This window comes from Gluconacetobacter entanii (assembly GCF_003206495.1).
Classification (GTDB): domain Bacteria; phylum Pseudomonadota; class Alphaproteobacteria; order Acetobacterales; family Acetobacteraceae; genus Novacetimonas; species Novacetimonas entanii.
In genome coordinates this window covers 1-24,747 of record NZ_NKUF01000039.1, presented here as the reverse complement: position 1 = coordinate 24,747, position 24,747 = coordinate 1, and the positions used below count along the sequence as shown (strand labels likewise).

Below are 24,747 nucleotides of genomic sequence, written 5' to 3'. Positions count from 1 at the left end.
AGTCGTTAAACAGGCTCAGACCATGGATCCAAAACACGGAGAAGAAAAAATGATCTCGCAGTGAAAGTGGCCATTGACGTGAAACTCCTCATGTGAGGGGCCTTGGCCCCGAACCCCCACCAAAGGTCGCGGGCCTTTGGAAACCACGACTTCTTAAACGGATCAGGGTGCTGGGGCCGGGGTGTGCCTCGCACCGGGGGAAAGGGCCACGGGAAAGTGAGTTCCCCTCCCTACCTTCGGGTCGGTAGGCTGCCTGCATGGAGCACGGTACGCGCCGCATCCTGATGCAACGGGCCGAGGAACTGATCCGCACGCGCGGCTATGCGGCCTTCAGCTTTGCGGATCTGGCGCAGGCGGCGGGCATCCGCAAGGCGAGTGTCCACCATCATTTCCACACCAAGGAAGCTTTGGGATGCGCGGTTATCGAGGACTACCTGCACCGCTTCACCGCCGAACTGTCGGCCGTGCGCCGCACGTATCCCGACGCCCCGGCCCGGTTGCGCGCCTTTGCCGGTTTCTTCAGCAACAGCGCCATGGCGGGCATGCTGCCACTATGCGCGGCCCTTGCGGCGCAGCGCGACAGCCTGCCGCTTTCGATGCGGCGCCATACGGCGGCGTTTTTCCGCCTGCATCTCGACTGGCTCACCGCCGTCATGGCGGACGGGATCGCGGCGGGCACGCTGCGCGGCGACCTGCCCGCGTCCGTGCTCGCACGGCGGTTCGTCTCGCTGCGCGAGGGGACAAGCCTGCTGGCATGGGGCCTTGGGGACAGCGTGCCGGACATGGCCTGCGACGACGTGCTTCACGATTTCCTGCCTGACGCCATGCGGGCGGGGCCACCCGATCACCACAGGAAGACATGACCATGATGATGGACTGGAACACCTATCGCGACCAGCTTGCCAAGGGATTCGGCAAGGTCGCCACCCTGTCGCCCGGCACGGTCGAGGCCGTTGTCGCGGCGGGCGAGGCCGGGGCGAAGACCGGGCACCTGGATGCAAAGACGCGCGAACTGATCGCCCTTGCGGTGGCTGCGACGACGCGGTGTGACGGCTGCATCACCGTCCATTCGGCCGAGGCGGTGAAGGCTGGCGCCACGCGGGAGGAAATTGCCGAGGCGCTGGGCGTGGCCGTGGCGATGAACGCGGGCGCGGCCCTTGTCTATTCCGCGCGTGTGCTGGATGCGGTGGATGCGCTGAAAAAGTAGGCCCGGACAACGGATAAAAGTTTTGGGGTGCCGCCTTTTTCCAAAAAGGCGGCATCTTTCGAAGCTTTTTGGAAAAAGCTTCACCAAGAACTTTTATTCGGTTGCCTGCCGCCATGCGCGGGCATATCCCATGTCGCCATGACCACACGCCCTGCCCATCCCCGACTGGTTGCCCTGTGGGCCGCCGTGGCCCTGCTGTCATGGGGCAGCGCCTATCCCATCGTCCGTGTCGTGATGCACGACATCGGCCCCGTGCCGCTGGCGGCGCTGCGGTATGCGCTGGCCGCCGTGCTGTCGGTGGGGTGGCTGCTGTATGAACGCGCGCCCCTGCCGCGTGCGCGCGACATCCCGCGCTTCCTCGCCTGCGGGGGGATCGGCATCAGCCTGTACAACGTGCTGTTCAACACCGGGGAGGTCAGCGTCTCCGCCGGGGCGTCGAGCCTGCTGATCAGTTCCTCCCCCCTGATGGCCGCCATCATCGCCGTGGCGGTCATGGGCGAACGTCTGACGGCATGGGGATGGGCCGGATCACTCATCAGCTTTGCCGGCGTCGTCACCATCGCCGGCGGCGAACCGGGGGGCCTGTCCTTTGGTTCGGGCACGACGCTCATCCTTGGCGCGGCGCTGTGCAGCGCGCTTTACACCACCTTGCAGAAACGCCTGATCCCGACCTATGGCGCGATGGCGACCACGGCCTATGTGCTGATCGTCGGCGGCCTCGTGCTGCTGCCATGGCTGCCGCAGGCGCTGGCGACGCTGCCGCGCATGTCCACGCCCAACATGCTGGGCGTGGTGCAGCTTGCGGTGCTGCCCGCCTTTGTCGGCTATGCGGCATGGACGTGGGTGGTGGGGCAGATGGGCGTCGCGCGTGCGGCGGGCCTGCTGTACCTGCTGCCGCCGGTCACGCTGCTGGAATCCTTCGCACTGGTGCATGAAGTGCCCGAGGCACGCACCCTGCTGGGCGGTGTGGTGGTGATGCTCGGCGTGTTCCTTGCCAATACGCTGGGCCGCGCCCCGGTGGGGCGGATGCCCCACGGCGGGGAGTGACCGCACCCGCAGGTCATTCCGGATCGGAATGACCCCAGTTCCGAATATTGTTTTGCACCGGATGCGATCGAAAATACCTTCCACACGACATATCCCGCCCCTTTCGCTGGGGAACGTGACAGGAAAAGGTGCATGCACAACGATCCGCGCAGCCATGGACTTTGGGAAGTAACCGCCCCGCCCGCGCCGCCCACCACGGCGCTGCGGGGGCATGTGGATGTCGATGTCGCCATCATCGGCAGCGGCTATACCGGGATGTCGGCGGGCCTGCATCTGGCGCAGCAGTCGCGCAGTGTCGCGATCCTGGAGGCCAACGAGATCGGCTTTGGCGGGTCGGGGCGCAATGTCGGCCTGGTGAATGCGGGCCTGTGGGTCATGCCCGAAGACCTGCTGACGACGCTGGGGGCGACGATGGGCCGCCGCGTGCTGGACCTGCTGGGCAATGGCCCGCGTGAGGTGTTCGACCTGATCGCAAAACACGACATCGCGTGCGAGGCCGAACCCACCGGCACGCTGCATTGCGCGGTGGGGCAGTCGGGGCTGGAGAACCTGCGCGAACGCGAACGCCAGTGGCAGGCGCTGGGCGCGCCGGTGCGCCTGATGGATGCGGGGGAGGCCGCGCGCCATATCGGCAGCACGGTCTATGCCGGGGCGCTGCTGGATGAACGCGCGGGCACGATCCAGCCACTGGCCTATGCCCGTGGCCTGGCGCGCGCGGCGATCGGGGCCGGGGTGCAGATCCATACCGGCACCTGTGTCACGGGCGCGCAGCAGGCGGGCGAGTGGTGGCACCTGCGCACCAGTGGCGGCGGGTCGGTGCGCGCGCGCTGGGTGATCGTGGCGACCAATGCCTATACCACCAACATGTGGCCCGAACTGCGCGCCGAACTGGTGCACCTGCCGTATTTCAACCTTGCCACCCGCCCCCTGCCGCCGCATGTGCTGGAAACGATCCTGCCGAAAAAGCAGGGGGCGTGGGACACCAGGGAAATCCTGACCTCCTTCCGTCTGGACCAGGCGGGACGGATGATCATCGGCAGTGTCGGCGCGCTGGACCGTGCGGGGCGGCGCATCCACCACGCATGGGGCCGCCGGGCGCTGGCGCGGATCTATCCGCAGTTGAAGGACGAACCCTTTGAAACCGAATGGTACGGCAGCATCGGCATGACCACCGATGCGGTTCCCCGTTTCCACCGGCTTGCCCCTAATGTAGTGTCCATCAGCGGCTATAACGGGCGCGGGATCTCCCCGGGGACGGTGTTTGGCCGGGTGCTGGCGGAACTGGTATGCGGGACGATCGGGATTGCCGACATGCCGCTGCCGCTGGCGCCGGTGCTGCCGGTGCGCACCCGTCCCGCGCGGGAGGCCTTCTATAACGTGGGCTCCGCCATCGCCCACGCCGGCACGGCATGGCTGTGACGCAGCCCACGCCCATCGCCCTACAGGACTGAAGAACAGGAAGACATATGACCATCGTATCCGACGTACATGCCCTTCTGGAAAAGCTGGGCGTCGCGCGTGATGCCTATACCGGCGGCGACCTGGTCGTGCGCACCCCCATCACGGGGGAGGAAATCGCGCGCGTTCCCACCATTTCCGCCGACGCCGTTGACGGCGTGATCGCCCGCGCGACCGACGCCTTCGTCGCATGGCGCAGGGTGCCCGCGCCGCGCCGTGGCGAACTGGTGCGCATCCTTGGCAATGTCCTGCGTGACAACAAGGAGGCGCTGGGCCGCCTGGTGTCGTTCGAGGCGGGCAAGGTCCTGTCCGAAGGGCTGGGCGAAGTGCAGGAAATGATCGACATCTGCGACTTTGCCGTGGGCCTGTCGCGCCAGCTTTACGGCCTGACGATCCAGTCCGAACGCCACGAACACCGCCTGATCGAGCAGTGGCATCCCGCGGGCGTCGTCGGCATCATCTCCGCCTTCAACTTCCCCGTGGCCGTGTGGTCGTGGAACGCGGCGCTGGCGCTGGTCTGTGGCGACCCGTGCATCTGGAAGCCGTCGGAAAAGACCCCGCTGACCGCACTTGCCACCCACGCCCTGTTTGACGAGGCCGTGCGCCAGTTCGGCGCAGACGCGCCGGCCGGCCTGTCCGCGCTGATCATCGGTGATGGCGCGATCGGGCAGAAGCTGGTCGATGACAGGCGCGTGCCCGTCATTTCCGCCACCGGGTCCACCCGCATGGGCCGCATCGTCGGCGAACGTGTGGCGCGCCGCTTTGGCCGCTCCATCCTTGAACTGGGCGGCAACAATGCCTCCATCGTCACGCCGTCGGCGGATCTGGACCTGACGCTGCGCGCGGTGGCGTTCGGCGCGATGGGCACGGCGGGACAGCGCTGCACCACGCTGCGTCGCCTGATCGTGCATGAAAGCGTGTATGACACGCTGGTCGGCAAGCTGAAGCAGGTATACGCCAACATCTCCGTTGGCTGCCCCGTCAGCAGCGAGGCGCTGGTCGGCCCCCTGATTGACGAGGCCGCGTTCACCGCGATGCAGGACAGCCTGAAGGCCGCAAAGGCCGCCGGTGGCACCATCCATGGCGGCGAACGCGTGGACGTCAACGGCACGGGTTCGTTCTATGTCCGCCCGGCACTGGTGGAAATGCCCGCGCAGACCGGCCCGGTGGTGGAGGAAACCTTTGCCCCGATCCTGTATGTGCTGAAATACACCGACCTGGATCAGGCCATCGCGCTGCAGAACGACGTGCCGCAGGGCCTGTCCTCCTCCATCTTTGGCACCAACCTTCTGGAAGTGGAGCAGTTCCTGTCCGCCGCCGGGTCCGACTGTGGCATTGCCAACGTCAATATCGGGCCGTCCGGCGCGGAAATCGGCGGGGCGTTCGGTGGGGAAAAGGAAACCGGCGGTGGCCGCGAATCCGGCTCCGACGCATGGCGCGGCTATATGCGCCGCCAGACGAACACCATCAATTACGGCCGCACCCTGCCGCTGGCGCAGGGCGTGAAGTTCGACGTCGGCTGATACTACTCCGCAGGGGCGCTGCCCCTGCACCCCGCCAAAGGGCATTGCCCTTTGGAAACCATGACTTTTAAACAGATCAGGGTGCAGGGAGCGCACTCCCTGCCGGGTCCGGGCAAGCCGCCCGGGTGTTTCACACGCCAACTACGGTGCATATTCAGGAGCTTTGCCCCCGAACCCCCACCAAAGGGTATTACCCTTTGGAAACCATGACTTTGATAAACAGATCAGGGTGCAGGGAGCCGCGCTCCCTGCCGGGTCCGGGCAGAGCCCGGATGGTCCATCCGCCGACTGCGCTACACGCCGGAAACAGCCGTACGTATCCACTCCCGAAACGCCACCAGCGGCGCATAGCGTGCGCGGTTGACCGGCCAGACGAGGTAGTAGGCCTCCTCCGCCATATGCGGCGCGGGCGGGGCGACTTCGTGCAGTTCGCCGCGCTCCAGCTCCTCCGCAATCAGGAAACGCGGCAGCAGCGCCAGCCCCGCGCCTGCGCGCGCCGCCTGCGTGATGGTCGCGAACTGATCGCACAGCATGCCATGGATCTGGCACGCATCGACATGATGCGCATGGAACCAGCGTTCCCACGCATCGGGCCGCGAGACCAGGTGCAGCAGTGGCGCGCGCAGCAGGTCCGCCGGGGTGTGGAACCGGAACCGCGCCGCCATGTCGGCACTGCACGCCGGCACGACCTGTTCATGCATCAGGAATTCCATCTCCGCCCCCGGCCAGTCGGGCAGGCCGTAATGGATGGCCGCGTCCAGCGTCTCCGCCGCGAATTCGAACGGGGTGGGGCGGGTGAACAGGTTGATGGTGATCTCGGGATACAGCGCGCCAAACGCGGGCACGCGCGGCGCCATCCAGCGCGCGCCAAAGGTGGGCAGCACCGCAAGGTTGAAGGTGCCGCCGCTGGGACTGGCGCGAAAGCCAAGGGTGGCGGTGGAGATATGTTTCAGCGCCTCGCGGATTTCGCGGGCATAGGTCTCCCCCGCCATCGTCAGGCGCACGGTCTGGCGTTCGCGGATGAAAAGTTCCGCGCCCAGTTGCCCCTCCAGCGCGCGGATATGGCGGCTGATGGCGCTCTGCGTCAGGTGCAGTTCCGTTGCGGCCGTGGTGAAGTTCTGGTGCCGGGCCGCGGCCTCGAACGAGCAGAGCAGCGAAATCGAGGGAAGAAAACGTCGAGCCAGCGCCACGTCGCCATCACCATGTTACAGCAGGGAACATCCGGCGCGGATGATATGGCATCGCCGCGCATCCGTCACGCGGCGCGCCATGGCAGGATCATTCCCTGAGCTTGATGGTCAGGCGCTCCACCGAGAAGGCAAGCCGCGCGCCCGTCGTATGCGACGTGAACTTGATGCGCACGCCATTGTTGTTTTCCATGACCGCAGCCCCCGTGCCCGCGCCGACCGTGGCCTCCCCCTGCACGGACCAGTACGTCCACTCCAGATCCTGCGCGCGGTAGAGGTTGAAGACCGTGCCCTGCGCATGCATCTTTGAAAAGCCGATGGCAGCACCGGAGCCACCGCGAATCCCGAAATTGTAGGTATGCCCCTGGAAGGTCAGCACCCCCTTCCCCCAGGACATGCCCGCGCCAAGGTCGGCGGCGGAAATGGCGAACGTGATTTCCCCCGTGTGTTCACCAAGCGCATCGGCGGCGTATGCGGCATGCACGGGGGCGGCAAAAGCGACAGGCAGGGCGACAACGGCCGAAAGGGCGGCGACATATGCAAGACGCAACGTAAACTCCTTCTTCACACGATGTCGCCCGACCGTTTCAATCGATGGGCCACCGGAACGGAAACAGGCACGCAAAATGGGTCCTCCGGCCTGAGGCATGCGGATTTGAAATATCATACATGTAATTAAGGAAACGCGAAGCGGATTATGCCCTCCTGCCCTCCATGTGTCCCGAAGGCTGTTTGAAAAGCCACATCAGGTAACGTACTGAAAACCATAAAAGTTTTTGGGGGAACTTTTCCGGGAAGCGTCAAAAGGCGTCACCTTTTTTCAAAAAGGTGACGTCCGGAAAGTTTTATCGTTCCTTATCAGGTCGTTACCTCAACCACACACCGGCGTCACCGGGGCTCGGCCGCAAGCTGCGCGCGGGCTTCCCCATTGGGATAGGCATCGGTGTGCAGGTTGACATAGACCTGCCCCGCCATCAGCGCCCGCGCCTGTTCCGACGACAGCAGCACCGAACCACGCAGCGGCGACACATACGGCCCGCCCACCGGGGCCAGCACGTCGGCCTCCTGCCCGGGGGCTGCTGGGCCATGGAAATGGATCGCGGTGACCTTCCCACTCAGCCCCGTCCATTTCATCGTATAGGTGACAAGGTTCGTCTTGGGGTTCAGCCACGCTGTCACCCCGCCGCCGGGCGTGGTGGTCGCGCCATGTTCGGTGGCGAACTGCCCCGAGATATGCACGCTGCGGGCCTGCGCCGGGGCAACGGTGGCCACGGCGACAGCACAGCCAAGGCCCAGCATGGGCAGGATGGAAGGACGGAACATCAGGGCAGTATCCTCTGGCATGGGCACGGGCGCGCCCGTATTTTGCGCATGCGTCATCAGATGCAAAAAACGCGTCCCGTGCAACCGGAAAACAGGCGGCCCGCGGGCGACCCCGCCGCAATCAGATATCCAGCGGCCGCCCGCGTTCCAGCGCCGCGAGTTCGCGCGTCATCCATCCCCGCCACCCATGGGCGCGGCACAGGCCGAATCCCGCCGCCGTGCCCACCATCAGCACCATCGCCACAGCGTACATGTTCATCGCCATATCCCACCATCAAGGGTCGATGGCCTGAGGATGGATGGCGGCTGTGATCAAAAGATGGCTGGAATGTTACTTTTGTGCAGCAGCATGGCCGCGCCCCTTACCACGGGTGCGAATTGGCGACGTCATTGCCCGTCTGCATCGCCATGTCGAGCACCATGTAGCAGAAGAACGCCGCCAGCAGCATCGCACAGATCATGAAGACATAACGCATGCCCCCTGTTTGCCAGCACGCGGGGCAAAGGAAAAGCCCCCCGGCACCAAGGGCCGGGGAATAATGACCTGATAAGCCATAAAGGTTTTAGGGCGCCACCTTTTTTCAAAAAGGCGGCGTTCTTCGAAGCTTTTTGGAAAAAAGCTTCACCAAAAACTTTTATCCGTTTTCTTCAGCCCACGCAGGTGCCACCTGAGGCGGCATAGACCTGTCCGGTGATGTAGCTTGCCTCCGCCGAGGCAAGGAGCACATAGACCGGGGCCAGTTCGGCAGGCTGTCCCGCACGGCCCATGGGCGTTTCGGCCCCGAACTGGTGGATATGGTCCTGCGTCTGCCCGCCGCTGACCTGCAATGCGGTCCAGAACGGGCCGGGGGCGACGGCGTTCACACGGATCCCCTTGGGCACCATCTGCTTGGCCAGCGATTTGACCAGGGCCACGATCGCCCCCTTCGTCGCGGAATAATCCAGCAGGATTTCCGATGGGCTGAAGGCATTGACCGACGCGGTGGCGATGATCGCACTGCCCGGCGGCATCAGCGGCACCGCCGCACGCGCCAGAAAGAACAGGGCATAGATGTTGGTGCGGAACGTCTCGTCAAACTGTTCGGTGGTGATATCGACGATCGACGCCTGATGCACCTGCCGTCCCGCATTGCTGACGAGGATATCGAGGCCGCCAAGTTCCGCATGCGCCTTCGCCACGAGGTCCTTGCAATACTGTTCGTCACGCAGGTCGCCGGGGATGGCGATGGCCTTGCGCCCGGCCGCACGGATCAGGTCGATGACCTCCTTCGCATCGGGTTCCTCCTGCGGGAGGTAGGCGATGGCGACATCCGCCCCCTCACGCGCATAGGCAATGGCCGCCGCCCGCCCGATGCCCGAATCGCCCCCGGTAATCAGCGCCTTGCGCCCCGCAAGCCGACCCGACCCGCGATAGGATTTCTCCCCATGGTCGGGGCGCGGGTCCATCTTCCCCGCAAGGCCGGGCCATGGCTGCGACTGGCGCGGGAAAGGCGGCCGGGGATAGCGGGTTTCGGGATTGACCAGGGGGGCGGCCGTATCCGTCGCGGGCGCGGACGCCGCCCCCGCATCATGGGGAGCCGCCGCCGCAGCAGTCACAAGTCCCGCCGCCATCCCCTGCAGGACGGTCCGGCGGGAGGACGGGGGCGTTCCGATGTCATCGGCCATGATGGTGTTCTCCTGCTGTTGCTGCGCGCTCACAACATCCATAACAGGCACGGCCATGACGGGTTGCCCCCGTAATATGTCAGACGAGCATTGCACGCCTCATCCAAAAGTTTTTGGGTGTCGCCTTTTGATGTAAAAAGGCGGCGTCTTCTGAAGCTTTTTGAAAAAAGCTTCACCAAAAACTTTTGTTACTTATCAATGTATTAGTATGAAGTGTTCTTTACGGCAGCGCCGCGATGCCAGTCATTTCCACGCGCCAGCGCGGGTCCGCCAGTCGGGCCTCCACCGTGACGCGGGCGGGCTTGTTCGCCGTGTCCAGCCACGCATCCCATGCCCGGTTCATCGCCGCCATGTCGCCCATGTCCGCAAGGAAGATCTGCATGGAGATCAGGCGACTCTTATCGGTTCCAGCCTCCGCCAGCAGGGCATCGACCTGGCGCAGGATATCGGCGGTCTGCCCTTCGGCATCGGCGGTGGGGTCATCGGCGACCTGTCCGGCAAGGTGGACCAGCCCGTTATGCACAACCGCCCCGGTCAGGCGCGTTTCGGGTTGCAGGCGTTTGATCGACATGTGGTGTCCTCCTTAACTTTTACGAACAAAGGTTTTTGGTGAAGCTTTTTTCCAAAAAGCTTCGAAGAACGCCGCCTTTTTGGAAAAAGGCGGCACCCAAAAACTTTTCATTTTATCAACAGGTTATTACGAAACCTGATTCTATGCCCCGCGCGGGCGCGACATTTCATACAGGGCAACGGCGGCGGCGTTGGAGACGTTGAGGCTTTCCATGTCGCCCGTCATCGCAAGGCCCGCGATCTCGTCACAATGTTCGCGTGTCAGGCGGCGCAGGCCCGCGCCCTCCGCCCCCAGTACAAGGGCGACGCGCCGCTGCCGGAAGGACGCGCCATCAAGGATACCGCCCCCCGCATCCAGCCCCACCGTCCACATGCCATGGGATTTCAGCGCGTCGATCGTGCGCGACAGGTTGACCACCCGCACCAGCGGCACGACATCCAGCGCGCCGGACGCGGCCTTGGCCAGCGCGCCGGTCTCCTCCGGTGCGTTGCGGTCCTGCACGATCACCGCCGCCGCCCCGAACGCCGCCGCCGAACGCAGGATCGCGCCAATGTTGCGCGGGTCCGTCACCTGATCCAGCAGCAGGACCGGGCCGGGACGTTCGACGATATCCTCCAGCGCGGGCGTCTCCAGCAGGTCCGCCAGCAGCGCGATTCCCTGATGCACGGCGTCACGGCCGCAGATGGCGTCGATGCGCGCGCGATCGACCCGCTGTGGCTGGATCGGCAGGCGGCCGCCCATACGCTCCTCCAGCGCGGCCTGGGCCTCCGCCGTGGTCAGGAGTTGACGCAGGCGGCGACGCGGGTTCGACAGCGCCGCCATGACCGCGTGCGTGCCATACAGCCAGCACGTGCCACGGGGCGCGACCTCCGCCCGGCCCCGTTCCGCCCCGCCCCGGTCGGAGGGTCCACGATCGGGTGCTGGCCTGCGCCCGCGTGGCGACGGCGCAGCAGTAGTGGGGGACGAATCGGCCGACCCCACGGGACGGCCCGGACGACGACGGGAAGGACGCATGTTCATGGTGCGGTTTTAGGCATAAGCGGCCCGCGCGTCATCCGTAATTCTTGCAGCTTTTTGGTTGCAGGCATTGACACCCCGGCACCGAATGATTATCACCCCGTCAACCCGGAGGGATGCCCGAGTGGCTAAAGGGGGCGGACTGTAAATCCGCTGGCGTACGCCTACGTTGGTTCGAATCCAACTCCCTCCACCAGCTACCTTTCCCACACATCACCAATCTGTCGCAAAACGCTGGTTTTCCGGCGTTTTTTGTGTTTTTTCCATCTCAATTGTTCCCTTTTTGTCTCATCCAGTACCAGCAAATAGCGGGTATGGAGCGGGTATGAAATAGGTGGGGAGCGGGTATGGAAAGAATCGGCATGCTGACAGACAGCAGGCCGCTGTCGAATGGGATGGGACACCGCCCTTTCTGTCGGCCCATCGTGCGACAGGTCAGGAAAATTGGGGTCCGTTTGGAAATAACCCATTGATAAACAGTTACAAAAGTTTTTGGGCGTCGCCTTTTGATCTCAACAGGGCGGCGCTCTTTGAAGCTTTTCAGGTCAAAAGCTTCACCAAAAACTTTTATAATTTCAGCATGTTCCGGGCTGCCTTTTCCAGCAGGCTTACCGGGCTTCGCGTCTGGCCACGCGGTCGTACAATTCCTGTTCCATTGCGATCATGGTGCGGATCTGCGGCAGTGAGTCCTCGAATTCCTCGATATCACGGGCCTGCTCCGTCGGGTTGCAGGCATTGCGGATACCCAGCGTCTCCTTCGACGTCACCACATGCAGCTTCGCGCGCAATGTCTGGACAAACCGTGCGACGCCACGTGTCGTAGCGAAAAGATTCCCCTCCTGCTCCACCGCGGCACAGGCACGGTCAAAGATCTCCTGCTCCACTTCCGGGACATAGACCCGGTCGAACGCGAACCCCAGCATGATCGTCTGCTGGCAGATTTCCATCGGCGCGCCGGGATCGCGCAGGAATTCCGCCAGGGGCCGTTCCCGCATCAGGCGCATCGCCTTGGTAAAGGTTTTCGGATCCTCATGCGCACGCCGGCAATGCAGGAACGCAGAGCGGAAACGATCAACAGGATCACGCAGCACAGCAGCAAAACGGTCCTGTGGTGCCGCCACACGCGCCATGATCGGCAGTGAGACATGGCCGCCGATCAGGTCGAAATCAGCCGATTGGGGGGGATGGCGTTCAAACGGTTCGTGATTTTCACAATACAGCTTGGCCGCGACGTGATTTCCCACGGCCTCCCACACGGTGGTGCCCGCTGTCTTGGGGATATGCACGAAAAAGGTCGTGGTCCTGCACCGCCTGAGCTTTCGTGAATCCAGGAACTCCCGGACCGGGCCGTAATGCGCCGAACTGCGCTCCTTCTCCCGCTTCCAGTTCAGGAAGCCGGGCCGCCACATGCTGCGCCGGAAACAGACAAACACTGCGTTGGCGAAAATCGGACGCCAGGTGTCATGGATCCGTTTCAGGACGCCGCGCGGAATACCCGACAGACGCCCCTTGTACAGGAACAGGACCGTGGCGTCGCCAACCTCTATGACATAGCGGTATGTCCGCATCTCCGCCACGTCGGCACGGGGCCACTGTCCCACCGGCAACAGGATGCGATCCTTTTTCGACAGGGTGGGCACGACGGCGTCCCATGCCTCCTGCCATGCCGGATCACTGCATGATGAGGTTGCGTTCATGGCCACAAGGAAACCGAAACACGCATGAAGGTATCTCTTGCCTGCGGACTTGGGACCTATTCATGGACAAGTGTATCCACAGTCCCCGATCCTTTTTTTACCCTGCAATGACGTATATGAAACAAAATGCGCGTTATCAATTCTTAACAGAAACGATACCCGGCTAATGTGTTACAATAATTGACAAAAACCGTTCCCGCAGCCAGCCCGGCAGCCTGCGCCATGTAACGTCCGTTTTCGATTGCATGTATATTTATTGTTCTACAACAAACGGATGGAAGAAAATTCACCCCATGCCGAATACATGCGGCCACCAGACCGCAAGTTAAAATCGTTACATTAAATTACGATAACAAATCCGAGAAGTATCACGGTTTTACATGAATCTCCCCACCCCACAGTGCCTGCGTGACGGATTCCGTCAAGGCTGCCATGGCACCCCATATTGTCGCCACAATAAATGCCGATCCTGCATGTATGCGATGACCGGCGCGCAAGGACAGGCCCCGCCCCGGCTGGCCAGTAAGGCAGCAGCCCGCCCGGGCATTTCCGGGCACGGGCATGTGGGACAGGTTCCCATAATTTATTTATGTAATTATGTTTTTAAGTAAATAGGCAAGGGATCATACCTTTCCACCTACCATTTCTGGTAGGTGCGTCAGGATATCTTTTGCCATACGGTATATTGGTGAACTTAAAAGATAGTAACTCTTTTGCAGAATAGACTGCATCAATCGCCCTTATACCAATTTTATCAAATAACGATGGTAATATTACAATGCGTCTGACCCTTTATACCGACTACGCATTGCGTGCGCTGCTCTATCTTGGGGCGCGGCCGGAAACCCGTGTCTCCATCCGTGACATTGCGCATACGTACAATATTTCCGAGAACCATCTGGTCAAGGTGGTGCACAAGCTGGGCCGTGGCGGGTTCATCATGACCAAGCGCGGGCGTAATGGCGGACTGCTGCTGGCACGCGCGCCAAAGGACATCCGCATCGGGGATATCGTGCGCTATACGGAAGAAGACATGGCGATCGTCTCATGCAATCAGGAAAAAAGCTCATGCCGACTGGCCGGGGTGTGCCGGTTGCAGGGCCTGATGGGCGAGGCGCTGGCCGCGTTCATGAATGTACTTGACCAGCGTACGCTGGCCGATGTCATGACCCATCCGAAACTGATCCAGACCCTGCAGATGCTTCTGCCTGCCACCACGCCGGGGCAGAGGGTGCACGATCATGAGTACGAGGCATATGACAGAAGGCCAACCTTCGCCTGAAACGCATATTCCGACATGGCTTTTGAATGATTTTTCCGGATGCCGCCTTTTTTCTGAAAAGGCGGTATTCTTCAGAAGCTTTTGAAAAAATCTTCACCAGAAACTTCTTTGGATTTTCCAATGTCCCATGGGTGGGCCTGTGGGATCATTGCACAGCCCCTGCCCGCGCCGTGCGGGACGGGAACTGTTGCGCGCGCCATGCGATATTCCTGACAGACAGCCTGCAACAGGATCAGGAATTCGGTCAATGACGTGGACGCGCAAGAAACAGGCCGTGCCTGCTGCCATGCTTTTCCTCCTGTCGCTGGCCGTGATCCTGCCGCTTGCGGGATGTGGGGATGGGGAAACCCACAACCACACCGTTGTCGTCGTCCCGCAGGGATCAAGGGTCGTATGTACCGATGGGTCAAACCCACCCTGCCCGCCGGATGACTGAGTGCATGCCACATCCATCCCTTCCCCCTTTGCGGGATATTACGCCATGTCGCGCATTCCCACCGCCATCGCACTGCTGTCCTGCCTGCCCCTGCTGACGGGGGCGCCGCAGGCATGGGCGCAAAAACACCCCAACGACAGCAGCGTGGACCGACCGGGGGACAATTCCCCCTCCGCGCTGGAACGGACACAGCCCTATGACCGCCGGACGGAACCCCTGCCGTCCCATCCCACCCATCCACTGCCCCGCCTGCCGGCCACGCCACGCACGCCCACACCGCCGCAGTCTTCCCCCGTGCAGGAAGCCCCATAAGGTCCCCCCGCCCTTCCCCCTGTCCCGAGCAGAAGTCTTTGGTGAAGCTTTTTTCAAAAAGCTTCAGATGACATCGCCTTCGAGAAAAAAGACACCCCCCAAAACCTTCTGTTTTCATCAACATATAATTATTCCGCTCCCGGACGAGTGTGGCTTTTTCATCACGCCGGGTCACCAGAAGCGGGATCACCTACATCCCGCTATTGTTATGATATAACGTACTGTAATAAGGTCCGCCGCCTGACGCCAAGAGTCGTTGACCATTTTTCAGCACAGGCCCTTACATGCTCCCATCCCCGCGCCTCTTTTCCCTGCTGTCATTTTCCAGCCTGCTGATTGGCACGACCTGCCTGTCGGCGCTGCCTGCGGGCCATGCCGCGCATGCCGCAGGCATCGCGACCACCACCGGAACAGCCACCACCAGCACGACAGCCACCGACAGCACGGCCAAAGACGCCCGCGCCACCTTCAGCAGTGGCGAGCAGCCTGCACCTGCCGCCCCCACGCACACCCCCACCCGGCAGACGGTAAGCGATTACAGCGATGCGAACGGTGAACATGTCACGGTCAATGCGCGCCTTGACCGTGTGCGTTCGGCCCTGCAACCCGACACCGGGGCCAGCACCTACCGCTTTTCGCGCAAGGATATCGAGACCATTCCCGGTGGCGACAACGCACCGATGAACGCCGTGCTGCTGCAGGCCCCCGGCGTGGCGCAGGACAGTTATGGGCAGATCCATATCCGCGGCGACCATAACGAGGTGCAGTTCCGCCTTGATGGCGTGCAGTTGCCCGAGGGGCTGAGCGTCTTTGGGCAGACGCTGATGACGCGCTTTGCCCATTCCATGTCGATGACGACCGGCGCACTGCCCAGTGAATACGGCTTCCTGCAGGCGGGCGTGATCGACATCACGACAAAGAACGGCAGCACCGATCCAGGGGGCGAGGTCTCGATCTATGGCGGGGCGCGCGATTACTTCTTCCCCTCGCTGCAATATGGGGGGGCGCATGGCAAATGGGATTACTTCGTCACTGCCGATTTCGTGCATGACCGCGTGGGGATCGAAAATACGACGCCCAAGTTCAACGCCCTGCATGACCTGACCAACCAGTACCATTTCCTGGGCCATGTGCGCTATACCGCCGATGAGAACACCCGCATCAGCTTTACCGCCGGGGTGTCGAACGCGTATTACCAGCTTCCGAACAATCCGGGGCAGCAAAGGCAGTTCGCAAACCCGGACTTCCTCAGCAGTGACCTGTCGCGGCAGGTCTATGGCAGTGTCAACAGCGCGGACCTGAATGAACGGCAGAAGGAGATCACCGATTTCGCGATCCTGTCGCTGCAGAAGGAAATCGGGAAATTCAGCCTGCAATCTTCGGTTTTCTCGCGCTACAGTTCGCTTGGCTACTCCCCCGATGCACTGGGCGACCTTGTCTATAACGGCATTGCGCAGCGCGCGCAGCGTTCGGTGATGTCCACCGGGTCACAGACCGACGTGACATGGCGCGCGGCCCCGGACCATACGGTACGCTTTGGCTACCAGGCCTATGTGGAGCGCACGGTGTCGCAGACGGATTCCACCGTCTATCCCCAGACCGGGACGGACAGTAGCGGAAACCCGATCTATAGCGGCGTGACCGAAAACATTCACGACGGCAATGGCCGCACCGGATGGCTGTATGGCCTGTATGCGCAGGATGAGTGGCGACCGGTGCGCAACCTGACGATCAATTACGGCCTGCGCTTTGACGGGGTGGACGAATATACCCATTCCAAGCAGGTCAGCCCGCGCATCAACATCGTCTGGCAGCCATGGCATGGCGGCACGTTCCATGCGGGCTATTCCCGCTATTTCACCCCGCCGCCGTTCGAGCTTGTGGGGGGAACGTCGCTGAACAAATTTGCAAACACGTCGGCCGCCCCCGGCACATTGCAGGACAGCACCGTCAAGGCGGAGCGCGACCATTATTTCGATGCGGGCTTTGCGCAGACCCTGCTGCCGGGATGGCATGCGTCATTCGATGCGTATCTGAAACTGGCGCACAACATGATCGACGAAGGACAGTTCGGCTCCCCCATCATCCTGTCGGCCTTCAATTACCGGCGTGGGGAGGTGCACGGATATGAATTCGCCACCGATTACAGCCACGGTCCCTTTTCGGTCTATGGCAATTTCGCGTGGTCGCGCGCCATCGGCAAGGACATCACCAGCGCGCAGTGGAACTTCGACCCCGACGACCTGGCCTATATCAGGAACCACTGGATCCACCTTGACCATGACCAGCGCTGGACCGCGTCCGCCGGTGGAAGCTACAGCGCATTTTACAAGACGGGGCACCCGCTGCGCCTGTCGGCCACCATGGTCTATGGCAGCGGCCTGCGCGCCGATGGCGCCGTGCCCAACGGGGCCAAGGTACCGCAATATGTGACGTTCAACCTGTCGCTGGTGCAGTCGTTCCAGGACCTGTTCCAGGTCGGCTTCCTCAAACGCACGCAGTTGCGCCTTGATGTCATCAACCTGTTCGACCGGCGCTATGAACTGCGTGACGGCAGCGGGATCGGGGTGGGGGCGCCGCAATATGGCCTGCGCCGCACCATCCTGACGGGGCTGTCGCAGCGGTTCTGAGGGGTGCACGAAGTGCTGCATTTTTCATGAATGCGGCACTTCCTGAAGCTTTTTTGAAAAAAGCTTCACCAAAAACTTTCAGAAGTTTTTTGGTTCTTTTTTTCAAAAAAGAACAGGAAGCCGGCACACGGGAACAAGGTGCCGGCTTCCGCCCTTGCGGCTTTACTGCGCGGTATAGCCGCCATCGATCACCAGTTCGCTGCCGGTCATGAATTTCGATTCATCGGACGCAAGGAACAGGATCCCGTACGCAATATCGTCAGGCTCCCCCAGATGGCCCAGCGGATGCAGCGCAATCAGTTTCTGCCGCGCCGCTTCCTGGTCCGGGGTGTCATGGGTCAGTCCCTGCACCATCGGCGTCCAGATATAGCCGGGATGCACGGAATTGACCCGGATGTTGTAGCCCGATTTCGCGCAATGCAGCGCCGCCGACTTGGTAAACAGCCGCACGCCCCCCTTGGACGCGTTATAGGCCGCAAGCGTCGGGTCCCCCACCAGCCCCTCGATGGAGGACAGGTTGATGATGGAGCCATGGCGGTTGGGCTTCATCGCCTCCACCGCGTATTTCGTGCCGAGGAACACACCATCAAGGTTGATCGACTGCACCCGCCGCCAATGTTCCAGATCCGTGCTTTCGACAGTGCCGCCATAGGCGATGCCGGCATTGTTGACCATGATGTCCAGCCGCCCGAAGCGCGCGGTGACGGCGGGGATCGCCTTCTTCCAGTCGTCCTCGCACGCGACGTTGAGTTCCACGAACATGGCCTCCCCGCCCGCGGCTTCGATCTCCGCCACGGTGGCCTGTCCCTCGGCAACTTTCAGGTCCCCGATGACGACCTTTGCCCCTTCCTTTGCCAGAAGCAGCGCCGTCGCCTTGCCAATACCCAGTGCCGCACCACTGACCAGTGCGACCTTACCTGATACACGTCCCATCATGTCCTCCCATAATATTTTACAAGTCTATACTGCGCGGGCGGGAGAAAAACCTTAATCCCGATCAACCTGCGTTGAGCAGCAGGCATACCTTCGCGCGGGTGCTGCGGGGATGACGGGAACGTGTGGGCCGGATGGTGGTTTTGGCGCGGACTGTAGCGTCCCTATATTGACATTGATAATTATTCTCATATTGTTGGAGCCGCCGTTCGGGACAACCCCGCGCCTGCCCGGGAAACCGGGGGCAATACTGATCCATGACCACCAGGTCCGTTTTTCATACCGACAATCTTACACAGGCAATTTCATGATTCCTTTCCCCCTGCCCTTTTCGCGACATCGTGGGGGCATGGTCCCGGATCCGAACGTCACCTTTCCTTTCCACTGATGCTGACAAAGGTACAACAACATGCAGTTTGCAAAAGGCCTTCTGGCCGCGGGCCTTGTGACAGGCATTGCCGCGACGGTTTCCCCGGCCCTTGCCCGTGAATATCCGATCGGCGGCCCGGTACAGGCCCATGACATGGAAATCGCCTCCAGCTATCTTGTGGGCGTGGACATGGCCCCGATGCCGGCCGACATGCCGATGGGTAACGATGTCGTCCACCTTGAAACCGATGTTCACGCAACGGCAGACAATGTCTGGGGTTATCCCGACGGCGCGTGGATTCCCTACCTCACCATCGACTATACCCTGACGAAGGCCGGCTCCCCCTTCACCGCCAGCGGCACGATGCGCGCGATGACCGCAAAGGACGGGCCGCATTACGCCAATAACGTAAAGATGGACGGCCCCGGCAAATACACCGTCGAACTGCGCTACTCCTCGCCGGAGAAAAACGGCTTCCTGCACCATGTGGACAAGGAAACCGGCACGCCGGGCTTCTGGGATTCGTTCACGGAGAAGTTCACGTTCTCCTATCCCCAGAAATAGGAAATTCTTTTCCGGATCATGACAGTTTTGGGATGCCGCCTTGCTTCAGGAAGGCGGCATTCTTTTTGCGAGACGCCCAGGGCTCTGCCCTGAAACCCGCCAAAGGGCATTGCCCTTTGGAAACCATGACTTTTGGCGGATAGCTGGAAAGGAAGGGCACTCAAGGAATAAAAGTTTTTGGTGAAGCTTTTTTCAAAAAGCTTCGAAGGACAACACCCTTTTTACCAGCGGATCATCAGGCTGCGGTCGTGACCCGTGCGGCAGCAGGCTTGCGCGCCATAAGGCGTGTCGCGACGATCATGACCGTCAGCGTCACGACCCAAGCGATCAACTGTATGCCCATCGGCCGGTCCGAATACCCGAACAGGGCCTTTGCCGCGCGACCGACCATGCTGCCATCGGACAGCAGCCATGACGTATCCCACATTTCATATCCGCAGGCCGGGATGATGTCGTCCCCCGCCAGCAGGGCCGCCGCCTGGCTTGCCATACCTGCGGCAAGGAACGCGATCAGCAGTCCGGTCACCGCGAACAGTCGATGCAGCGGAATGACGATCAGGCCACGATACAGAAGCCACGACACCCCGCCCCCCGCGACAATACCCAGAAGCCCACCCGTCAGCATCGCCACCGGGCCGGAATGGGTGGACACGGCAATGCCGTACAGGAACAGCACGACCTCCACCCCCTCACGCAGGACGGCGACGGCCACGACTACCGCCATCGCCATGAGCGAGCGCTGGCCCGATGCGACCTCGGCGCCGAGCGCACGCATGTCGCCCGCCATTTCTCGGCCATGGCGCGTCATCCAGATCGTGTGCCATCCCAGCATCACGACCGCGACACACAGGATGGAGGCGGAAAACACGTCCTGCCCGTTGCCCGACAGCGCCTGCGACAGGCTGCCGGCGAACAGCGCGACAATCGCCGCCCCCGCGACACCCGCGGCGATGCCACCGGCGACCCAGCGGCCGCGATGCACGATGCCCTGCGTCGCCGCCAGCACGATCCCGATGATGAGGCCCGCTTCCATGACCTCGCGAAAGACGATCAGCAGACTTCCCAGCATGGCCTATGGTTCCTGTGTCGCGGTGACGGTCCCGGTCGCCTGATCGGGGTGATAGTCGTCAAAGAATTTGTAGGTTCCCGGATGCAACGGCCCGGCATGTACCGTGATCGTGCCGCCCGGCACCACGATCTTTTCGAATTTCAGGTCGTAGCTTTCGAATTCGTCCGTGGTGTCGTCCTGGTTGGTCAGCGAAATCAGGAAACGCTGCCCTGCGGGCACATTGACGTGATCGGGGGTGAAATGATGGTCCTTGACCGTCAGGTGGATGGGTTCCTGCGCCACCGCCGGCGTCGCCAGCAAAAGCGCCGCAAGCCCGGCGCACCGCAGGATAATCACATGGCGCATATGTCTGTGGCTCCGCTGTTGGCGCGATATTATGCGACTTATTCTCACTGTCAATATGATGTGCTACAGACGCGCAAGGCAAGTGAGGTTCCAATGATTTCCCATCCCCTGGCGTTCATGCGGCTGCCCTACGACCTGCTGGTCGCGATGGACAGCCGGATGTTCCATTTCTGGATGCAGCCTGTGCATTACCTGGTGCGCATGGTGCATATCATCGCCATGTCGGTCTTTTTCGGCATGGATGTCCTGTTTGACCTGTCGCTGATGCGCCGCGATTACCAGGCGGAACGCGCCGTTGTCGCGCGCCTTGCGTTCTGGTGGGCGCACTGGCTGTTCGCGGTGACGATGGTGTCCGGGGTGCTGCTGTTCTTCTATGACCCGGTGCATATCGGCAGCAGGGGATACCTGTCGCCCAAGCTGCTGCTGATGACGCTGGCGCTGGTCAATGCTGGTATCTGCCATGGCGCGCTGTATATCCCCGCCATCCGGGGACAGCCCATAAGCCTGGTGCGCGCGCGCGTCGGCGCGGGCATATCGCTGGTACTGTGGACGGGCGTCATCATAATGTCGTGTCTGAACAGCGAGGGCGTACCCAAGGTCTTCTTGCGATAAATCCTGAATATCCGGGGGGATATCCGGGCCAGCCATAGATCCCGGCGGGTCTTCGTGCACCTGTCGGGAATATTTCACGCCAGATACGATTTCATCACAAATGACATGCGGTCACTTGCCACGCCGGGGAATCACCTGTAAATGCTAATCACTCTCATTTTAATCCCCCAGGAACGCCCCGGAGAATCAGGACGTGCATACGATGTCCAGGCCTACCCCGCCTCAACGCCCCGCCCATTGCCATGCCCTGCGCCCGGATATCGCACGCACGTCTCCGCGCCTGGCGGCAATTGTCCTGACCGGTACACTCATTGGCCTGTCATGCCATGGAATGGGGGGCGCGGCCCATGCGCAGGACATCCCGCTGACGGAAATCCAGAAGGAACGCAAGGACCTGGGCAATTCCTGGCCGGCCGTCAATGAAACCGACATCGCGACGGTGGAGCAGTCACAGGCCCCGCCACAGCCCAGCGATGGCGACAGGCTGGACACCAGCGGCAACCTGCTGGGTGACATGGGGGGGCTGCGGCCGTGGCTGTACAAACATGGCGTGACCTTCAACCTGCAGGATGTGGAGGAATTGTGGGGCAACACCACCGGCGGCGCGCCCAGTGCGAATGACGTCGGCAGCGGGTCGGGCACCGGCCCTGCCTATGACGGGGTGACGGCGCCCACGCTGACGGTGGACCTTGAAAAGCTGTTCGGCCTGAAGGGTGGCCTGTTCAATGTCAGCGCGCTGCAGACGCGCGGGCGCTCCATTTCGCAGGACCACCTGTACAACTACAACCCCATCAGCGGGTTCGAGGCCGACCGCTCCACCCGCCTGTTCGAACTGTGGTACCAGCAATCCTTCCTGAACGGGAAACTGGATGTAAAGATCGGGCAGCAGGACCTCGATACCGAATTCATTATCAGTGATTACGGCTCGCTTTACCTGAATTCCAATTTCGGCTGGCCGATGGCGCCTTCGGTCAACCTGTATGGCGGCGGGCCATCATGGCCGCTGTCCTCGCCCGCCGTGCGCATCCGCTACCGCCCGACGGAGACGTTCACATTCATGTTCGCCGCCGCCGACGACAACCCGCCGGGCAACCGCTACAACTCCTTCGGCATCCAGGATGGCGGCAACGGGGCCGACCCGACCAACCAGGTCACCAATGACGGCAGCGGCACGCGCTTCAACATGGGCACCGGCGCGCTGCTGATCACCGAACTGCAATACGCGCTCAACCCGCAGCCCGATGACATGTCGAAGGCAACGAAAAATCCCGGCCTGCCGGGCATCTACAAACTGGGCGGTTTCTATGACACGGCGAAATTCCCCGACTACCGCTACAACCGGCAGGGCGGGTCGCTGGGCGCGCAGGGCGGATATCCGCGCTGGGACCGTGGGAACTGGATGGTCTATGGCATCATCGACCAGATGCTGTGGCGGCCGTCGCTGACCTCGCCGCAGTCGGTGGGGATTTTCGTGCGCGCCACCGGCAACAGCGGGGACCGCAACCTCATCAGCTTTGCCGCCGATGCGGGCGTCAACCTCAAGGCCCCGTTCAAGGGACGCGACAACGACACCGTGGGCGTAGGCTGGGGCATCGGCCGGTCGAGTTCGGGATGGCGGCAGTATAACCGCGATGCCGGGTCCATGGTGCCGGGCAATGAGAACCACCTTGAGGTCACATACCAGGCGCAGGTCACGCCATGGCTGGTACTGCAGCCCGATTTCCAGTATGTCTGGCACCCGCATGGCGGCACGCCCGACCCGCGTTACGCCAGCGGCCTGAAGCGCGTGGGGAACGAAACCATCTTTGGCATCCATACCAACGTCAATTTCTGACCCTGGGGGCACCGTTTCATAGCCCCCCTTCCTGCATCCCGGTCCCCACGACACACCCCGCCCCCGACGCATGGGGGGCGGGGTGTGTCCGCGCGTCGCCACCGCGCCTTCACACCAGATGGCGTGGATATGGATGATGCACATCACTCAATCCTGATATGCATGAACTACAACATTATTGATCTGACGACGTCATATCCCTATATTTCCACACGGAATATTGTGCATCATCGTGTCATGTCGTATCTACCAGCCGCTTTTTTCAAGAGATCCGGCAGTTCCAACAGGAAAGAACAAGGAAAGGCGCAAGAATGAGCCAGAGTGAGTGGAAGGTTCCTTTTGTCGGAAAAACCCTGTTCCAGATCGGAAAGGACCTCCGCCCGAAGATCGACCGGATCATCATGCGGCACTCCGTCCTGCCGGACCAGGCGCTGTTTGAAAAAGACTATTTCCCGTGGATCGACGTGCTGGAACGCAACTGGCAGCATATCCGTGACGAGGCGGTGCGCATCCGCGCGCAGGACATCCCATCTCTCGGGGAAATCTCGCCCGACCATGGCCGCATCGCCGCCGACCGCCGGTGGAAGTCCTTTTTTCTCGAAGGCTATGGCTACCGCCGCAAGGAAAACTGCGCGCGTGCGCCGTTCACTTCATCGCTGCTCGACCGGATCCCCAACCTTGTGACCGCGTGCTTTTCCGTGCTGGAGGCGGGCTGCCACATCCCGCGCCATTACGGCATGACCAAGGGGATGCTGACCTATCACCTCGCGCTGCGCATCCCGAAGGACCGGGAGAAATGCCACATCAATATCGAGGGACCGGATGGCCTGCATGTCCTGTCGTGGGAAGACGGGAAGTCGATCATGTTCGACGACATGTACAACCACGAGGTCTGGAACGACACGGACGAAGACCGCTATATCCTGCTGATCCAGGTGCAGCGTCCCTGCCGGGGCGTTGCGCGCTTCATCCAGAATTTCTTCCTGTTCTGCGTGCGCCATTCGCGCTTCGTGCAGGATATCAAGCGCCAGCTTGACCGCAGGAATGGCCCGCCACTTGCCGCATAGGCAACCAGCGGGCCATCCGAAACTTATGAATAAAAGTTTTTGGTGAAGCTTTTTTCAAAAAGCTTCGAAGGACGCAGCCTTTTTGAAAAAAGGCGGCACCCGGAAACGTCCTTGCGCCAGCAGCGGATCAGAACGCCGCCTGGATGCGCCCGGCCACCGAATTGCCGTCACGGCCCATCAGGTTATACATCTGGCTGTTGCGGCTGACGATGAAGTGGTTGAAATCCAGCATGAAGCGGAAATGGCGGTTGGGATACCAGTTCACACCCGCCGACCAGACCGTCTGCTGCCCGCCGCGCACCCCGCCAATGCCGCCAAGGTCGCTGTTCAGGTCCGCCACGCTGTACCGCGCCGACAGTTCCAGCGCACCCCAGTCGCCCGTGGCCGGGTTGAACGGATGTTCCACGCCGGGGGCGGAGAATGCGCCTTCCTTGATGTTGTAGGAACGGCCCTTGCCAAACAGGGTATAGTTGGCGGCGCCGTAATAGCCCTCGAAATTGGTTCTTCCGCACTTTTCGTGATGATGTTTTTGATTATGCGGGCTGGAGGACACGAGCCCTGAGGAGTTCGAAGCCTGCTCTTCCGAACATGGTTCGCT

Annotated in this window: 26 protein-coding genes and 1 tRNA gene; 15 read left to right on the top strand and 12 right to left on the bottom strand. The window is 61.8% G+C overall.

Annotation, left to right across the window (positions count from 1 at the left end; translation table 11 throughout):
* Window positions 1–257: 257 nt before the first annotated feature.
* From CFR72_RS13265 to amaB, 5 genes are all read left to right on the top strand, one after another.
* Window positions 258–863, top strand: a complete 606-nt coding sequence (locus CFR72_RS13265; protein ID WP_110914378.1) for a TetR/AcrR family transcriptional regulator — start codon at window positions 258–260, stop codon at window positions 861–863.
* Window positions 864–868: 5 nt separating this feature from the next.
* Window positions 869–1,207 (top strand): carboxymuconolactone decarboxylase family protein, encoded by a 339-nt coding sequence (locus CFR72_RS13260; RefSeq protein WP_110914384.1) that lies wholly within the window; start codon window positions 869–871, stop codon window positions 1,205–1,207.
* 138 nt (window positions 1,208–1,345) lie between these two features.
* Window positions 1,346–2,254 (top strand): DMT family transporter, encoded by a 909-nt coding sequence (locus CFR72_RS13255; RefSeq protein ID WP_110914377.1) that lies wholly within the window; start codon window positions 1,346–1,348, stop codon window positions 2,252–2,254.
* Between the two features lie 132 nt (window positions 2,255–2,386).
* Window positions 2,387–3,673 (top strand): NAD(P)/FAD-dependent oxidoreductase, encoded by a 1,287-nt coding sequence (locus CFR72_RS13250; protein WP_110914376.1) that lies wholly within the window; start codon window positions 2,387–2,389, stop codon window positions 3,671–3,673.
* 47 nt (window positions 3,674–3,720) lie between these two features.
* Window positions 3,721–5,235: an L-piperidine-6-carboxylate dehydrogenase gene (amaB, locus tag CFR72_RS13245; protein WP_110914375.1), complete on the top strand. Its 1,515-nt coding sequence runs from the start codon at window positions 3,721–3,723 to the stop codon at window positions 5,233–5,235.
* A 293-nt stretch (window positions 5,236–5,528) separates the two neighbouring features.
* Here amaB and CFR72_RS13240 read toward each other — a convergent pair whose 3' ends face one another.
* The 7 genes from CFR72_RS13240 to rlmB form a co-directional block, all read right to left on the bottom strand.
* The gene (locus CFR72_RS13240; RefSeq protein WP_110914374.1) at window positions 5,529–6,425 is read right to left on the bottom strand and encodes a LysR family transcriptional regulator; all 897 of its coding nucleotides are present in this window, start codon (window positions 6,423–6,425) and stop codon (window positions 5,529–5,531) included.
* 88 nt (window positions 6,426–6,513) lie between these two features.
* Window positions 6,514–6,972 (bottom strand): hypothetical protein, encoded by a 459-nt coding sequence (locus CFR72_RS13235; RefSeq protein ID WP_244182302.1) that lies wholly within the window; start codon window positions 6,970–6,972, stop codon window positions 6,514–6,516.
* 338 nt (window positions 6,973–7,310) lie between these two features.
* The gene (locus CFR72_RS13230) at window positions 7,311–7,745 is read right to left on the bottom strand and encodes a CHRD domain-containing protein (protein WP_227744264.1); all 435 of its coding nucleotides are present in this window, start codon (window positions 7,743–7,745) and stop codon (window positions 7,311–7,313) included.
* A gap of 121 nt (window positions 7,746–7,866) precedes the next feature.
* The gene (locus CFR72_RS17625; RefSeq protein WP_167400391.1) at window positions 7,867–8,004 is read right to left on the bottom strand and encodes a hypothetical protein; all 138 of its coding nucleotides are present in this window, start codon (window positions 8,002–8,004) and stop codon (window positions 7,867–7,869) included.
* Window positions 8,005–8,393: 389 nt separating this feature from the next.
* Window positions 8,394–9,410 carry an SDR family oxidoreductase gene (locus CFR72_RS13225; protein ID WP_244182301.1) on the bottom strand — a complete coding sequence of 339 codons (1,017 nt, stop codon included), beginning with the start codon at window positions 9,408–9,410 and terminating at the stop codon, window positions 8,394–8,396.
* Window positions 9,411–9,630: 220 nt separating this feature from the next.
* Window positions 9,631–9,981 carry a RidA family protein gene (locus CFR72_RS13220; RefSeq protein ID WP_110914373.1) on the bottom strand — a complete coding sequence of 117 codons (351 nt, stop codon included), beginning with the start codon at window positions 9,979–9,981 and terminating at the stop codon, window positions 9,631–9,633.
* Between the two features lie 141 nt (window positions 9,982–10,122).
* Window positions 10,123–11,001, bottom strand: a complete 879-nt coding sequence (gene rlmB / locus CFR72_RS13215; protein ID WP_110914372.1) for a 23S rRNA (guanosine(2251)-2'-O)-methyltransferase RlmB — start codon at window positions 10,999–11,001, stop codon at window positions 10,123–10,125.
* A gap of 107 nt (window positions 11,002–11,108) precedes the next feature.
* Here rlmB and CFR72_RS13210 point away from each other — a divergent pair.
* Window positions 11,109–11,194, top strand: a tRNA-Tyr gene (locus tag CFR72_RS13210).
* Between the two features lie 412 nt (window positions 11,195–11,606).
* Here the strand turns inward: CFR72_RS13210 and CFR72_RS13205 are convergent.
* On the bottom strand, window positions 11,607–12,695 hold the full coding sequence (locus CFR72_RS13205) for a sulfotransferase family protein (RefSeq protein WP_146220736.1): 1,089 nt from the start codon (window positions 12,693–12,695) through the stop codon (window positions 11,607–11,609).
* A gap of 778 nt (window positions 12,696–13,473) precedes the next feature.
* Here CFR72_RS13205 and CFR72_RS13200 point away from each other — a divergent pair.
* From CFR72_RS13200 to CFR72_RS13180, 5 genes are all read left to right on the top strand, one after another.
* Window positions 13,474–13,977 carry an RrF2 family transcriptional regulator gene (locus CFR72_RS13200; protein WP_110914370.1) on the top strand — a complete coding sequence of 168 codons (504 nt, stop codon included), beginning with the start codon at window positions 13,474–13,476 and terminating at the stop codon, window positions 13,975–13,977.
* 26 nt (window positions 13,978–14,003) lie between these two features.
* Window positions 14,004–14,228, top strand: a complete 225-nt coding sequence (locus CFR72_RS13195; protein WP_110914369.1) for a hypothetical protein — start codon at window positions 14,004–14,006, stop codon at window positions 14,226–14,228.
* Window positions 14,225–14,413, top strand: a complete 189-nt coding sequence (locus tag CFR72_RS13190; RefSeq protein WP_110914368.1) for a hypothetical protein — start codon at window positions 14,225–14,227, stop codon at window positions 14,411–14,413. The genes CFR72_RS13195 and CFR72_RS13190 overlap by 4 nt, the downstream gene beginning before the upstream one ends.
* The gene (locus CFR72_RS13185) at window positions 14,414–14,725 is read left to right on the top strand and encodes a hypothetical protein (RefSeq protein WP_110914367.1); all 312 of its coding nucleotides are present in this window, start codon (window positions 14,414–14,416) and stop codon (window positions 14,723–14,725) included.
* Window positions 14,726–15,009: 284 nt separating this feature from the next.
* Window positions 15,010–17,355, top strand: coding sequence for a TonB-dependent receptor (locus CFR72_RS13180; RefSeq protein WP_110914366.1), 2,346 nt, complete (start codon window positions 15,010–15,012; stop codon window positions 17,353–17,355).
* A 162-nt stretch (window positions 17,356–17,517) separates the two neighbouring features.
* Here CFR72_RS13180 and CFR72_RS13175 read toward each other — a convergent pair whose 3' ends face one another.
* Window positions 17,518–18,288 carry an SDR family oxidoreductase gene (locus CFR72_RS13175; RefSeq protein WP_110914380.1) on the bottom strand — a complete coding sequence of 257 codons (771 nt, stop codon included), beginning with the start codon at window positions 18,286–18,288 and terminating at the stop codon, window positions 17,518–17,520.
* 409 nt (window positions 18,289–18,697) lie between these two features.
* Here CFR72_RS13175 and CFR72_RS13170 point away from each other — a divergent pair, with 409 nt between their 5' ends.
* On the top strand, window positions 18,698–19,222 hold the full coding sequence (locus CFR72_RS13170) for an iron transporter (RefSeq protein ID WP_110914365.1): 525 nt from the start codon (window positions 18,698–18,700) through the stop codon (window positions 19,220–19,222).
* Between the two features lie 235 nt (window positions 19,223–19,457).
* Here the strand turns inward: CFR72_RS13170 and CFR72_RS13165 are convergent, their stop codons facing one another.
* Window positions 19,458–20,291 carry an FTR1 family iron permease gene (locus tag CFR72_RS13165; protein WP_110914364.1) on the bottom strand — a complete coding sequence of 278 codons (834 nt, stop codon included), beginning with the start codon at window positions 20,289–20,291 and terminating at the stop codon, window positions 19,458–19,460.
* A 3-nt stretch (window positions 20,292–20,294) separates the two neighbouring features.
* Window positions 20,295–20,636, bottom strand: coding sequence for a cupredoxin domain-containing protein (locus tag CFR72_RS13160; protein ID WP_208630049.1), 342 nt, complete (start codon window positions 20,634–20,636; stop codon window positions 20,295–20,297).
* A 93-nt stretch (window positions 20,637–20,729) separates the two neighbouring features.
* Here CFR72_RS13160 and CFR72_RS13155 point away from each other — a divergent pair, with 93 nt between their 5' ends.
* The 3 genes from CFR72_RS13155 (at window position 20,730) to CFR72_RS13145 (ending at window position 24,149) form a co-directional block, all read left to right on the top strand.
* Window positions 20,730–21,248 carry a hypothetical protein gene (locus CFR72_RS13155; RefSeq protein WP_110914363.1) on the top strand — a complete coding sequence of 173 codons (519 nt, stop codon included), beginning with the start codon at window positions 20,730–20,732 and terminating at the stop codon, window positions 21,246–21,248.
* A gap of 202 nt (window positions 21,249–21,450) precedes the next feature.
* A complete protein-coding gene (locus CFR72_RS13150) occupies window positions 21,451–23,082 on the top strand; it encodes a carbohydrate porin (protein WP_110914362.1) in 1,632 nt (543 codons plus the stop codon).
* A gap of 311 nt (window positions 23,083–23,393) precedes the next feature.
* Window positions 23,394–24,149: an aspartyl/asparaginyl beta-hydroxylase domain-containing protein gene (locus CFR72_RS13145; RefSeq protein WP_110914361.1), complete on the top strand. Its 756-nt coding sequence runs from the start codon at window positions 23,394–23,396 to the stop codon at window positions 24,147–24,149.
* Window positions 24,150–24,276: 127 nt separating this feature from the next.
* On the opposite strand, the gene CFR72_RS13140 is transcribed toward CFR72_RS13145, so the two are convergent.
* A partial coding sequence (locus tag CFR72_RS13140; RefSeq protein ID WP_244182299.1) for a porin occupies window positions 24,277–24,747 on the bottom strand: 471 nt, incomplete at its 5' end.